We start from the raw sequence: 13646 nt of genomic DNA on the forward strand, positions 1-13646 counted from the left end.
GAGCAGTACAGTGACTATGGGGCTATAGCTGTATGAAACTGTCCGAAGTGTTGTTTCTCACAAAGGTACTTAAAATGGTCACTAAACGAACCCTGCCGAGGAGTTGTGCTAATTTCCGCAATATACCTGCGGTGCTTGGTTTCTACAGCCGCTAAAGCAAATATCAAAATCGTCCACTAGGAATTACAAATGAACGCCCCACCCAAAGATCAATACAGCACATTAAGAAAAATGTCCGCTGAGGGCGGCGATGAAAGAAACCTGGCAAACTTTTCAATTTCCTTAGGCCAGCGACTCAAGGTCATAAGCCTGGTGATAACGATTGCCATCTACAAGCTGACCATCCTCCCTTATAAAAAAATAAGCGAGAAAATCTATTTTCAGAACTGGACAAGTTAAAAATTTAATCATCAAATTACCCAAACGCCTTCACCAATCACCCAACGATAATTATTTTTTATCAAATACAGATCGGCTCTTCTTTGAGAAAAATGGCTATCCCCCCCCTTTCGCGCCACCTCCCCTGATCAAGCAGAGAGCCTGAAGAATCTGGTACTTAACGAATATAAGAATAACTTTCAGGGTGTAATCTATCTCGGAGAAGAGGTTAAAAAAATCAGCGAAAGAGCTAATTGCTAGACCATTGAGTATACCGGATTGTACCAGGCCTTGAGGCTGAAACTCTTGAGGGAACCTCTACGAACCCCTAAAAATTCTGAGCACCTGGCAAGCCTTCTTGGAGATGAAGTTTTGTGCTGGCGTAGTCAATTTTTCATGAGTTGCCAAGTACAGAGGCGACACCATGACATCAAAATACAAACCTCAGGGAGGCAGGAAAATACGCAAAACTACAACCTACTAAGGATACAGATTCTGCAGTTATCCAGCTTAATACCTGGATAGCCCCAACAGTCTCCACCCGCAAGAATGGATGCTTGCGAATACTATCAGGCTCCTTTATAGCCGCAAGAATCGATTACCTTACAATCTTATCCCCAATAATCAGATCTTCTTTCTATCTTAATTGCCCCCATCCACCTCTACCATACCGTTAAGATCGTCTTTTACGGTAGGCTTTTAAATAAAATTTTCCTCCTCCTATTTAGCGTCCCTGGAAACCGAATACCCTTACTCAGAGACTAGAGCTACGGCGTCTTTCTTGAACTCCGACTTGAATTTCCAGCGTGTACCTTTTGTTGTCATACTTCACCTCGCTTGGTGATTTTACCATCTTAGCGAAGTGTCCGGAAGGATTAGACCACTACAATCAGCACTGGGAATGGATATAGACGGCCGGATACAATCTGTGAAAATATAAGCGCTATCACTGTGATTAGCCCTGGCCCATGGAGGCTTTAATGCGAATAGCCGTACTCTCTAACACCCACCGTAATATTTATGCCCTCGATGCCATCATTACTGACCTAAAAAAAGCGTGGTGTAGACCTAACCGTAAACCTCGGTGACATTCTCTATAGCCCGATTGCGCCGCGACACACTTACGAGCGCCTAATAGAACAGGATTATATTACGATCCGTGGTACCCAGGATCGGCAAATCTATGAAGCACCCCTAAAGAAATAGGCAACAACTCCACGCTGAAGTTTACCCTGCAGGATCTGGAAGCAGGTCCCCTACAATGGATGAAGCAGTTAGCTCCCAGCTTACAAATTACCAATGAAGTATTTCTCTGTCACGGTACTCCCAGCAACGACCTGATCTACCTGCTGGAGGATATTACCAGGGGCCGCCCTCGACTGCGCTCCGTCCAGGAGCTGCTTGGGACCACTCGCGCACAAGTGGTTCTCTGTGGCCATCCCCACCAGTCGCGCAGTGCCTCTATTAGTAGTGGCCAGTTAATCGTCAATCCTGGCAGTGTTGGATTGTCGGCCTATGCCGACAACAAGCCGAACTATCACACCATGGAAACCTATAGTGCCCATGCCAGTTATGCCATAGTTGAGCAAAAGAAAGGGGGAGCCTGGGATGTCGAGCATTTAAACATCCGTTATGATACTGACAAAGCTGTCCGGGATGCTATTGCGCGAGGACGGGATGACTGGGGTTGCTATCTATCAACGGGACGTGCTGATTAGATAGTACAGCCTGCACAGAATTTTAGGCCTACAGGAAAATTAAAAAATGGATGACTATCGCCCCTGGAATATGGAAACAAATACCTTTCTCATGCTGCTTCACCTGAGCCAGCTGGCCTGGATTGTGATTCCCGGTGCAGGGTTTGTTGTGCCGATTATTATGTGGGCTACGACGAAGGATCGCTCAACAGAAATCGACAAGCATGGCAAGATGATTTTCAACTGGATGCTTAGCCTGCTAATTTACTCTATTATTTCCACCATCTTAATTATTGTCGGCATTGGTATACTGGGCTTGATCGGATTGGCTTTGATCAATGTTATTTTTATCATTATTGGTGCCATTCGGGCAAATGATGGCATATTTTGGCACTACCCGTTAAGCATCAGGTTTTTCAAGTAACTCGCCAGTTTATCGGCTATCTTTCGCTTCAATGGAATAGAGACTTAACTCAATTCCATTTTTTTGCCCCCCCACTGCATAGCGTCCAGAAAACCAGGAGAAATTCTCCTGGTTTTCTTCTAGCTAAATGCTAGAGATACTCTGCAACGGTCTTCAGCAATTTAATCGTCGATTAATAGTAGCCAGAGATATCGTCGGCAATCGGACCTAAAGCACGATATGCGTTAGATACGTCCTGACCATTTGAGCGCTCACCGCAAGCAAGGCCGCCACACTCATTCCAATCCGGATCGGAGAACCAATCGTACTGGGTAGCCTCTGAACCATATACCCAAGGATAAGCCATAATGGTGGAAAACTTATTGTCGACGCCGTGGCCCATACCGTAGGAGTAAACACCACCGGTGGTGTCACCTTGCTTAGTGGAGTGAGTCAGACCCATATTGTGGCCCAGCTCATGAACAAAGGTGTTATAACCACAGTCAACGCCAGTCACGCTGTAAGCGCGCTCTTTTGCGCTGGAGGACATGGTGCCGTTGCTACCCTGACCAACCCAGGCTATGCCACAGGTAATGTAGGTGCTGCCATCAATAACAGTTTCCTCAGCTTTACCCAGGAAAACCACCATATCGGCACTTTTAGAAGAGCGCCAGCTGTTAACAGTGCTATGGAAAGTGATCAGATCCAGAGTGTCTTCATTAACACGATAATCAGAACTGGACGCACTCCAGCTGTCAACCAGGTTCAACTGAATATCAATGCCATTTCTTGAAAAAGAATTGTTCGCATAGCTGATATAGTTATCAATCTTAGCTGATATGTCACCGGTGTAATTAGCGGCCGGTGTGGTATACATAATGGCGATATCAACAGTTTCCGCATTCACGGCACTAGCAACAGTTAATGCTGCAATTGCAGCCGCCAAGCTTTTCTTTAAGTTCATTTTTGACTCCTTTTATTATAAGTAGTGCGCACTCGTACCTGAGCAGTCAATAGATTTCAATTGACTACTTGGTAGTAGTGTTGGCAATACGCTTTTTAATACCCTGACTCGATTAAAATATAATCCGTAATATGTTAATCGCCTGAGGAGGTTCGCTCCCGGTATCTGCAGGATCTACATCGACCTTCCCTTGCCTGACAATCAGTTCAAAGCAGAAATGCTAGGAACCAATTCCTTCTTAATCAAAATCATTAAGAGGAACATCTTTATCCGACCAATTTTTATCCCGCGAAGCCTCAGAAGACATATCCTGATCATGCTTCTCTACATGATTTTTAATCAGGGCTCCATTCGGAGCAATCCAGGCGTAACCGCCCTGAGCCTCTAAAGTGTAAGAACCGGAAGGTAAATTCAGTTGGGCGTAGGTGGAGTTAGCTCCAAGGGTAAAGGTTGCCCCATGCAGGCGGGTCAAGCCGGGAAAATTCAACTGTAAACTGGTATTACCACTGGCATGATCTTCTACACCGCCAACCTGAGCATCGTAGCTCCCTTCGATACCGGGCAAGTCAATATCAACGTAATCCCCGATGGTTAGGTTGTTGAGCATCTCCACATCAAGCTCAAGATAAGTTTCCCCATTGAGATCCACTGGCAGACGGCCATTTTCCTTCAATACTTCTCTGGCGAGGTCCGACTCCACCCACAATGGCCTTTCCTCTTCTCTCTGGAGGCTTTCATCCTCCTCAATAGGAACAACCTCCTCCTGCTGCAAAGATTTAGTTTTAGGGGCGACTTTGCTGGCTGCAGATTGTGGCTTTTTCAGCTCCACGTCTGAATTTTGCTTGGCTGACTGGCCTTTGGCCCAGACGAAATAACCTACAGCCACGACAATGGCAACGAGAGGAATTATTTTTTTCACAAACTTTTTCTCGCAAAAATAGTGCTAAATACAACGGGAAAGCACACCCTGCCGGCCGCTTAACCAAATCCAACCTCATGTCAAGCCTTTACGATTCTTAACACTTGGTACTTAGTTGAGACGATCGATCCTAATTATCACGCAGATTTTTTTTAGGAAATTTTTCACATAAATTTCATAAAGGTGGAGCCAAATACGAATCAATTTTCAATTTTGTGGGCAACTGCGGAAAAAAGCAGGCACGTTTCACGAAAATACGGTCCGCCGGAAAAAAACCGCATTGAATATTTGTGATAGATATCACCAAAAGGTGACCGAAATTTTCCAGCAGGGAAATAGCTTCACGAGAAACCATGACAATTAATTTTCACTTGAAGCTTAATCGGCAACTATTTAATTCATCAGAAAAAAAGAAGCGGCCAATCAAGCAGCATGAAAAATAGAGAGAAAAATGGGAGCACGTTAGCCAATTACGCACATGTGAAATTGCAGCCAACTTGAAAATCCTTAAGATTGGACCAATCCTGTCAAAACATAACGGACGGATTACCCAAAAAATCCATGGCTTTTCGATTCAAATTAACAATATATATCGCCCAGCCCTTGCTACAAATTCCAGCGTTGCCACGCTTATCCTGCAAGGGCCAGCAGAGATTGGCGAGAAAATAACAGCAGGGAAAAATACAAAAATCACATTTGCATTTTTGGCTAATAGCGACACTTCATTCCCCCCCCTTTAGCTGCACCAAATTATCCAACGTCCCATTCCTCTCGCCCCAAAGAATTGCGCAACTACCAATATCTGACAGGACTTTATATAGACATTTGATTTTCCACATCGATCAGCTGCCAGTGCAATCTGCCGCGAAATGCCAAGAGCCTGGTATCTGCCTGCTTTCCATTTTTCAGGGCGACAACAACGTGGCAAAATACTCCTCAGCTACTCTCCCCCCCTTGAATTTCGGTTGATGGAGATCTCTAGCGACTATCTAAGAGGTTGAAAATAACTACCCAGATTCTTCCTCTCCAGCTTCCAGTTACTACCCTAAAGCCCAGCTATTTATTCCCCACAACCGGATGTTCCCGGCAATTACGACCACGCACAGCCAAGCTATACGATGCTGTCTTTCCAATCGTACAAGACCCTGAAATAGATCCGAGTTATTGAGGGCTACCCGGTCCCAACTATTGGGCAGTGCCCCTTCACAGCATCAGCGGAAAGAGAAATGAACACTATTGGAGCTTTCGAAGGGCAGACAAGCAAGACATACCAATGGAGCCCTTAACCCTAAGGCCAGGTTGGTAACTGAGGCGAGAAAAACAGAGGACAGCTTCCGGCCTGTACCCAGTCCGGAAGCTGTATTACGAACGCGATCAAGCGGTCCTGGCAGGCGTCCACTTGCGATCAAAGAAACCACTAACAAAGCCAGCCAATACGATCACCAGCAACATTAGCCAAATCAGCTTTTCCGGCTGGTCGTTCGGAGTGGACTCGGACACTTGCTCCAGTTTCTGCCCACTGACCTGCTGGGCAGCGTTAACACTGGCCTGAGGGCTATCCAGTGCCTGGGTGCTAGCCAAGGCTGACAGGCCAAAACCTAGGGCCTGCTGATTAACAAACTCCTTGAATTTCTCGTTATCCGTGGCTACATCAAACTTCTCCGACAGCTCAGCGTAGGTCTCAACCATTTTTTCTAGCGTTTCAGGTCTCGCATCCCAGTAGCCCTTGCGCACAGCTTCCAGCATACGCTCCAGCATCTGTGCCAAGGCCTCTGCATTGTGCTCCTCAAAAAACTCGCGCATCTCCATTTCATATTTGTCTTCCACATAGACTTCAAACATTTCCTGCCATTGGTCATCGCGAATGGTTTCTGGAGTCATCACTTCCCAACCCCACATATTATTGACGCGATCCAGGATAGCAGTGGCACCGGCATAGCCGGAATCCTGCATCGCCTCGATCCAACGAGGGTGGAAATAGCGGCTACGCATTTCCTGATTGACAAACTCCGCCAGGGTTTGCGCCTTTACATTGTCTTTGCGTCGCAGATTGGAAACATACATTTCCGGCGTGGCGCCATCCAGGTTGCGCACAGCGAGACCGATTCCACCAAAATACTGGAATGGATCGTCATTGGTCATCATGGCGTAAAGATTGGTGGAGCGGGAGAAAATTACTCCATCGGTACCGGATAGGACCTTGCCGTAAAGTTCAACACTGCGCTGGTCCTCGCTCCAACGGGATTCATCTTTACCAAAAGCAAAACCCATTCGACGCATATATAAATCGGCAAGCTTATCGTCACCCTCCCAACTGTCAGAGGCAAGACTGGCGGCAGCAAGGCCAGTCCCGTAGTTACCACTTTCGTTGGAGAAGATACGCACGGAGGACAGGTAGCTGGCATCCTCTTCGCTGTTACCATCTTCCAGAAGTTGTTGCTGCAAGGCCTGGCTGTGGCGGTAGACAAAGTTATTGTCTTCCTTCATCTGCGCCACTTTATCGATAGCCTCAGCCAACCACAGCATTACATTGGGGAAAGCATCCCGGTAGAGGCCGGTTGCCGAGATTACGACATCAATACGGGGGCGCTTTAATTCCGCATACGGAATCACTTCGGTACCGGTCACGTTGCCCTGCGCATTCCACTTGGGCTTGAGGCCCAGGGCGTGCAGGATCTGGGCTTCCAGGGCTCCCTGATGGCGCATGGTTTCCAGGGACCAGAGGGAAAATGCCAGTTTGTCCGGGAAGCGACCGTGCTTGCTATGGTAGTCCGCGATGGTTTGATCCATCAGCTGCACACCCGCATCGTAAGCTTCTTTAGAAGGTACCTTGGCCGGGTTAAAACCAATCAGGTTACGGCCGGTTGGCACCGCTTGGGGATTGCGAATCGGATCACCCCCATAACTCACCGGGATGTAGCTACCCTCCAGTGCCAACATCAGGTTTTCCAATTCGGCAATTTCGGCAAAGTTATCGGAGTATTCCCGCGCTTGCTCCAACTGCTCCTGCAGAGACTCAGGAACCTGGCCCAACTCGCCACCTTCCAGGAAAGTGTCCAGCAACTGGTATCCGGCCTGCGCCTCCAGCGCCACTACATTGCGTTCATCGTGGATCTGCTCTTCCGGTAAGCGCAGTCCGTGTTCAGCTTCAAACTTATCTGCAGCGGTAATAAATCCATCGCCCAACATTTGCAGCATGGTGCTGGTGAGATGTTCGGTTTTGGGCAGCTGACCAAAGCGGTGAATTCCCAGGGGCTGGCTCATTTCTGCCAGCTGGCCCAAATGATCCTGCAGGCGGCTCAGCTGGCTGTCAAAGTCTGCGGTTAGGGCTTCCGCACTAATCTCCAGATCCTTGAGCATATTGAGCTCTTCCGCCAGGCCGACAATTCGCTCCTGGGTATTCGCACGGGTCTGTCCTTCAGACAGGATCAGGTAATTGCCGATCAGCTCCGACAACTCAGCCACCTCGGCATACAGGCCCGCCTTGGCAAAGCCGGGGGTCAGGTGGCTGATCATGGTGGCACGGCCGCGACGTTTGGCCTGCATGGCTTCCCCCACATTGTCGATAATGTAGGGATAAAACACCGGAATATTGCCCAGGGCCAGGCTGGGTGCATCGTAAACGGACAGGCCCCGCTCTTTGCCGCTGAGCCATTCCTGGGAACCGTGAGTACCCAGGTGAATATAAGCATCGGCGCCGAAGGTTTCACGGGCGTAGAGGTAAACCGCCAGGTAGGCATGGTTCACCGGGGTTTTCATATCGTGGTAGAGGGAGGAGTGATCCTTGGCGTTGTCTGCACGGACCCCCTGTGGCAGCACAATCAAATTACCCAGTGTCATACGGGGAATGACAAAAGCAGGCTCGCCATTATGCTCCGCGAGCATGGCATTATCTTCCGGCTTACCCCAGCGCTCGACAATCGGATCGCGCACCGAAGCTGGCAAACCATTGAACCATGACAGGTAAGTGGACAGCGGCATCCAGTCGGCGAGCCCCTTATCGATCAAGGCTGCACTCTCTTCCCGGCGATAATAAGGACGCAGTAACTGACCGGCCCAGTCAATCAGGGTCTTCGAATCGCGGATATGTACTTCGTAATCCCGATCTCGCATAGCCTTGGCGATAGACTCAATTGAAGAGGGAACATCCAGGAAAGCCGCTCCAATATTTTTTTCTCCCGGTGGGTAATTCCAGATAAATGCTGCCACCTTTTTATTAGTATTGCTCTGATAGGCCAGGGAGGCGTGATTCCAGGCCCGTTCAATCAGAGCCTGCATCTGCACTTCCATCACCACCTTATTGCCATTTTCATTGGCCGCGATAATTACCGGATCAATACTGCCCGTGTCTTCGGGCATGACCAGGAAAAACGGCGTCAGGGATGGAGAAACTCCACTGTTATCAGCGAAGTAGGCTTCCTCATTACCCTCTGTGTAATTGAGTGCGTGAATAACCGGAACACCCAGCTTTTCAAACTCAGCCCGGCGTTTGCTCACATAGTGAAGCGAGCGGTAGTTAATCATCAGGTCGACCCGGGTCTCGCCGCTATCCGTTTGCAGCAGGTCCGGATAGGAAAGCGGTAAGTCTTCCCCCTCAAAAAAGAAAGCAAAGGCCCTAGCCCCCTTCTCTTCCAAACCGCTCAAAAGGGTGTCGACCACTTGCTGCTGCTCGTAGTCCACCACTGAGCGATGAATCGCCACGGCGATAACCGGCTGTTGATCAGCGGGCTTTAACCAATCGAAGAAGAATGCTTCTTTATCAGTGACCACCTGCTCCAACTGGGGATGATAAAACCCTACCTTGGGCACAATAATCGGTTCCGGCACTGACTTACTGGAGAGATTAAAAACCTCAGCCGATAAGAACTGCATCATGTGGCGATAATTCTTGCGGCCCGCATTGTTAAAGTAAGCGGCGATCGCTCGATGCTGCGCTTCGTCAAGCCCCTGATTCATCGACTTGTTATCGGCATCCCCCAGGGAAATCACCCGTACTTGCGGATGCTTGGCCAGCATCGGCTGGAATTTTCCAAACATAAAGGCCGAAAGGGCTGGGTTAATACCATCCAGCATGATCAGGCTCGCCGTAGACCAAGCTTGATCGAGCGCTTCGTCGCTCTTGCCTTTGCTGTTGAATATTGCTAACTCAAACGGTTGATCCGCAGAGAGATCCGTGAGCAATGTGCCTTTGGCCTCGGCCGTATGGCTCGACATCATCAACAGCACTTTGGGCTTGTCACTGGCCTGGGCAAAAGCGACAAAAACAAAGCTTATTAATAGGCACACCCAATGTGCCACTATTTTATTACGCACCTCTATTTCCCCCCTGAAGCATTTTCACCGGCAGGGGCTTCTTGTCCTTCCCCTTCCGGTACATACACCAAGCTGCCATCGGCCATCTGGTAAGCCACACCTGCGCGGGTGCCCTCCCCTGAACCGATTTCTCCGGTAGATTTATATTGTTTGATTTCCTTACCGTCCTTGACGATCACTTCCATATTCGGCTCGCCGGCATTCTTAATCACCGTGACCTTTTCGCTGGAAAAGGCATTCAAGGGATTTTGTGCGATTGCAATCAACAGAGCGGCAATGATGACTAAAAAGACATCGATCAGGTTGACTGCACTGAGGATAGGGTTCAGTTCTTCATCTTCATCCAGGAAGCGCATCAGGCGGCCCCCTTCAGTTTGCGAATATTAATCAGCTCAGAAGCAAACCAGCGTTTTTTCACCGAGGCGGGCCAGAAAGTGATAGTGGAAATCACCAGGCCCCAGATTACAGCGGCAAAAGCAACAATCAGATTTTCACTGATGCCCTGGATATTGCCATCGGCCAGGGCGCGCAATGCCGGCCCCATCGGGATCATGGTGGCGATCAACCCCAGCATCGGAGCAATACGGGTCGCCATGCGCAGCAGTTCCAATTTTCTCAGGGCAAAAACTTCCAGTTCGTCATCACATGCCAAAGGGTTGTTGACGTGAAAATTGTGCACCTGATACCCCGGCAGGGTTTCAACCCGACCTTGCTTCAACGCCAAGAGGTAGGCTCCAGCATTTTTGCGGCGCAACATCCACAGCGAAATAAAGCGTCCTGCGGCGTATAGCGAATAGATAAAAAGAGCCAGGATCGCCAGCAATACCGGGGCCATAAACAAATCGGCCACATCCGCCATTAAGGTCTCAACTGATTGAATATTCACGGCAAGTCTCCCAAGCCCAAAAATTGATGCTGTTCACAAATTTGCGCGGAAAGTACCCAAAGAATCTGCAAACGTCAAATTAAATCTTATTGATATTGATTCGCATTTAGCTTTACATTTTGATAAGTATCCATATAATCTCGCTCCGAACTGGTCGACAAGACCAACCGAAAGGGCATCACAAAGACCCTTAACGAGCTGACTGAATCAACGATCTGAAGGAATTCACCATGAAACGTCGCCCACTCGCAGCGGCCATACTGGGCTTGGCCAGCGCCTCAAACCTGTACGCAGAGACCCCGACCTCTCCGTCCAGCAATGAACTCGAGCTGATTGTTGTCAGCGGGCGTGCAGAAAAGCCCTTGAAAGACGTTGCCGGCAGCGTTTCCGTGGTGACCCATGAAGAAATTGAGCAGCTTCAGCTCAATGACATGAACCAGTTGTTCCAATACGAACCCGGCGTGGAAGTCACCGGTGAAGTAGGCGGCGCACAGAACATCCTGGTGCGTGGCATGGGCGGCGACCGTGTGTTGATCATCAAAGATGGCATGCGGGTTAACGAAGGCTACGGCGCCAATGGCCAAAACGACATTATTGGCCGCGGATTTATCGAAGTGGACACCCTGAAACAGGTGGAAGTTGCCAAAGGTGCTGCCTCCTCCCTGTACGGTTCTGACGCCCTCGCCGGCATCGTAGTGTTCACCACCAAAGATGCTTCCGACCACCTGGAAGATGGCGAACAGCTGGGCGGCTCCATCAAAACCGGCTACAACGGTATCACCAACCAGACACACGTTTCCCCTACCCTCGCCCTGCGTACTGACAATTTCGAACAGCTGCTACACACCACTTTCCGCGATGGTGAAGAACAACAAAACTACGACGAAACCCAGGAGCCTTTCAAAATTGAATCGAAGAGCATCCTGTACAAAGCCAAATACAACTTAGCTGGCGAAGACTTTGTCAGCCTGAGCATCGACCATTGGAACCAGGAAACAGTTGGTGACAGTGCCGATGGCCTGCTGTATTACTTCCGTGGCCTTGCAGACTACGGCTACAACATCGTTACTGAGCAATCCGTCTCCGACAAAGAGACCCTCGCCTACCAGCTGCGCTACCACAGCGAGACACCCACAGCGATTTATGACCAGGTCAATATCAGCCTGTATAACAGCAAGTCTGAACAGGAAGACGGACAGTACGGCCAGCTGGACATCAACGCCCCTATGTTTGGTGTTGTTGAAATTCGCGATATGTGGGAAACCAGCCTCTATCGCCAGGACACCATTGGCCTGCTGTCTAACGCCAGCAAAACCCTGAATGAAACCCACACCTTGGGTTACGGCCTGGACATGGAACAAACTGAGAGTGAGCGTACCGTTCACCAGTACCGCGAAGTAGAAGGCACTTCCACCCTGGACTCCACCACCGAGAAGTTCCCAGAAAATGAAGTAGCCCGTGCCGGCCTGTTTATTAATGACGAGATGTCTTTCGCCAATGGCCAGCTGACCGTGACCCCCGGAATACGTTACGACTGGTACGAAATGGACCCGAATGACGCCCTGAAAACTGACGGCACCCCATTCGCCACCATTGAAGAGAGCAATATCTCCTTCAACCTGGGCACCCTGTACAAAATCAATCCTAAACTGTCTGTTTTTGCCCAGTACGGCCAGGGCTTCAAAGTGCCCGCCTACGACCTGGCCTATATCGAGCACTATCTGCAGCCCACCTCCTCCTACATCTACGAGGTTCTGCCCGCCGATGACCTGTCACCGGAAACCAGCGACACCTTCGAACTCGGCCTGCGCGGACACCTGGGCCCGGTCGCTTTTAGTGCCGCAGCTTTTTACACTGAATACGATGACTTCCTGGAAACCACTTTAATCAACAGTGAAACTATATATGGTGATGACGGCAGCTTCTCCCATGTATTTGAGCAGTACCAGTACCAGAACATCGAATCCGTCACCATCAAAGGTATAGAGGCGAGCGCCAACTGGTACCTGTCTCCGTCTATCGAGCTGTTTGCCAATGCCAGCTACCAGCGCGGTGAGAACGATACGACCGGTGAATACCTCACCAGTATCAGCCCGCTATCCGGTGTGGTCGGTGCCAGCTACACCAACGCCAAGCTATCCAGCCAAGTATTGGTTCGCTGGGCGGACCGTATGGAAAAGGTGAACGACGGTGCTACCGAGGCTGCCGGTTATGGCACTGTGGACTGGACCCTCGCTTACCAGGTAATGGACTCCATGTCCGTCAACCTGGCAGTGAACAACCTGATGAATAAATACTACGTTCCCTACCTGAATGTTGCAGGCTGGGATGAAGGCAGCAATCTGTCCGTCAACTCAGCGCCGGGGCGTACTTTCTCCGCATCACTTAGATACGATTTTTAGATAGTAAGTTTTACACTCTCCTATCTCGCAAATAAGTCCCTTGATGGCCGTACTCCCATGCGGCCTTTTTTACACGTGAATAATATTGTTCTGCCTCACACCGATAGAAAAACTCTCCACTCACTGATCCGCGTATTTTTTCTCCATCATTTCCTTCACCTCCTCCTGATATAGTTTTAATGCCTTCAAAAGCTCCAGCCGGAATAATGGCATGTAAATTAGGTAGACTAACCGGTAGAGTGGATTGGCAGAGTGCATCTTAAAACAGCACTGCCTTTCCCAGCGACATGCAGCCCCTTCAACTGCAGGTATCTGATAACCAAAATATCCTGTTATATGCTTGGTAATAGGCAAAAATAAAAGTACCAGTGCTCCACCATAAATCACCTTCCCCCCCAAGATATTTGGTCTGGACGGTTATAGGCAACTAATTGATGTTTCATCACGAGGCATCCAGTTATACCCCCATATTTCTCAACACCAATGCTGCCAACTTTGCATTTGTCTTCCCCAAAATTGTAATCCGCGAATAAAGTATTGGGATACTTGCTCTCCCAGCTGCGCAAATCTATAACAAAATCGAACACAATTTCCTGTGGAACATTGATAGTTACCGAACTTTTATAGAAATCAACACTTCGGACAGTTTCATGCAGCTATAGCCCCATAGTCACTGTACTGCTC

The 13646-nt window shown here is 49.1% G+C and carries 10 protein-coding genes; 5 read left to right on the top strand and 5 right to left on the bottom strand.

What is annotated here, in order from left to right:
* The first annotated feature begins 189 nt into the window (after positions 1-189).
* From MO867_RS17510 to MO867_RS17520, 3 genes are all read left to right on the top strand, one after another.
* Positions 190-399, top strand: coding sequence for a hypothetical protein (locus MO867_RS17510; RefSeq protein ID WP_252471550.1), 210 nt, complete (start codon positions 190-192; stop codon positions 397-399).
* Between the two features lie 1244 nt (positions 400-1643).
* Positions 1644-2096 (top strand): metallophosphoesterase family protein, encoded by a 453-nt coding sequence (locus tag MO867_RS17515; protein WP_252471552.1) that lies wholly within the window; start codon positions 1644-1646, stop codon positions 2094-2096.
* Positions 2097-2142: 46 nt separating this feature from the next.
* Positions 2143-2499, top strand: a complete 357-nt coding sequence (locus MO867_RS17520; protein WP_252471554.1) for a DUF4870 domain-containing protein — start codon at positions 2143-2145, stop codon at positions 2497-2499.
* 172 nt (positions 2500-2671) lie between these two features.
* Here the strand turns inward: MO867_RS17520 and MO867_RS17525 are convergent, their stop codons facing one another.
* A complete protein-coding gene (locus MO867_RS17525) occupies positions 2672-3442 on the bottom strand; it encodes a zinc-dependent metalloprotease family protein (protein ID WP_252471556.1) in 771 nt (256 codons plus the stop codon).
* Positions 3443-3680: 238 nt separating this feature from the next.
* The gene (locus tag MO867_RS17530; RefSeq protein WP_252471558.1) at positions 3681-4361 is read right to left on the bottom strand and encodes a DLW-39 family protein; all 681 of its coding nucleotides are present in this window, start codon (positions 4359-4361) and stop codon (positions 3681-3683) included.
* A 497-nt stretch (positions 4362-4858) separates the two neighbouring features.
* Here MO867_RS17530 and MO867_RS17535 point away from each other — a divergent pair, with 497 nt between their 5' ends.
* Positions 4859-5101: a hypothetical protein gene (locus MO867_RS17535; RefSeq protein ID WP_252471560.1), complete on the top strand. Its 243-nt coding sequence runs from the start codon at positions 4859-4861 to the stop codon at positions 5099-5101.
* Between the two features lie 634 nt (positions 5102-5735).
* Here the strand turns inward: MO867_RS17535 and cobN are convergent.
* The 3 genes from cobN to MO867_RS17550 are packed head-to-tail and all read right to left on the bottom strand — an operon-like array spanning position 5736 to position 10560.
* Positions 5736-9674: a cobaltochelatase subunit CobN gene (gene cobN / locus MO867_RS17540; protein WP_252471562.1), complete on the bottom strand. Its 3939-nt coding sequence runs from the start codon at positions 9672-9674 to the stop codon at positions 5736-5738.
* A gap of 2 nt (positions 9675-9676) precedes the next feature.
* Complete coding sequence (locus tag MO867_RS17545) at positions 9677-10030, bottom strand: DUF2149 domain-containing protein (protein WP_252471564.1); 354 nt, start codon at positions 10028-10030, stop codon at positions 9677-9679.
* Entirely contained in the window at positions 10030-10560 is a 531-nt protein-coding gene (locus tag MO867_RS17550; protein WP_252471566.1) for a MotA/TolQ/ExbB proton channel family protein, read from the bottom strand. Before MO867_RS17550 ends, MO867_RS17545 begins: the two co-directional genes overlap by 1 nt.
* A gap of 230 nt (positions 10561-10790) precedes the next feature.
* Here MO867_RS17550 and MO867_RS17555 point away from each other — a divergent pair, with 230 nt between their 5' ends.
* Positions 10791-12962, top strand: a complete 2172-nt coding sequence (locus tag MO867_RS17555; RefSeq protein ID WP_252471568.1) for a TonB-dependent hemoglobin/transferrin/lactoferrin family receptor — start codon at positions 10791-10793, stop codon at positions 12960-12962.
* Positions 12963-13646: the final 684 nt, after the last annotated feature.

Origin of the sequence: Microbulbifer okhotskensis (assembly GCF_023895975.1) — a bacterium.
Classification (GTDB): Bacteria; Pseudomonadota; Gammaproteobacteria; order Pseudomonadales; family Cellvibrionaceae; genus Microbulbifer; species Microbulbifer okhotskensis.

Coding starts and splice junctions, on each gene's coding strand:
- MO867_RS17510 (WP_252471550.1), top strand. CDS start 190: ATGAACGCCCCACCCAAAGATCAATACAGCACATTAAGAAAAATGTCC.
- MO867_RS17515 (WP_252471552.1), top strand. CDS start 1,644: ATGAAGCAGTTAGCTCCCAGCTTACAAATTACCAATGAAGTATTTCTC.
- MO867_RS17520 (WP_252471554.1), top strand. CDS start 2,143: ATGGATGACTATCGCCCCTGGAATATGGAAACAAATACCTTTCTCATG.
- MO867_RS17525 (WP_252471556.1), bottom strand. CDS start 3,442: ATGAACTTAAAGAAAAGCTTGGCGGCTGCAATTGCAGCATTAACTGTT.
- MO867_RS17545 (WP_252471564.1), bottom strand. CDS start 10,030: ATGCGCTTCCTGGATGAAGATGAAGAACTGAACCCTATCCTCAGTGCA.
- MO867_RS17555 (WP_252471568.1), top strand. CDS start 10,791: ATGAAACGTCGCCCACTCGCAGCGGCCATACTGGGCTTGGCCAGCGCC.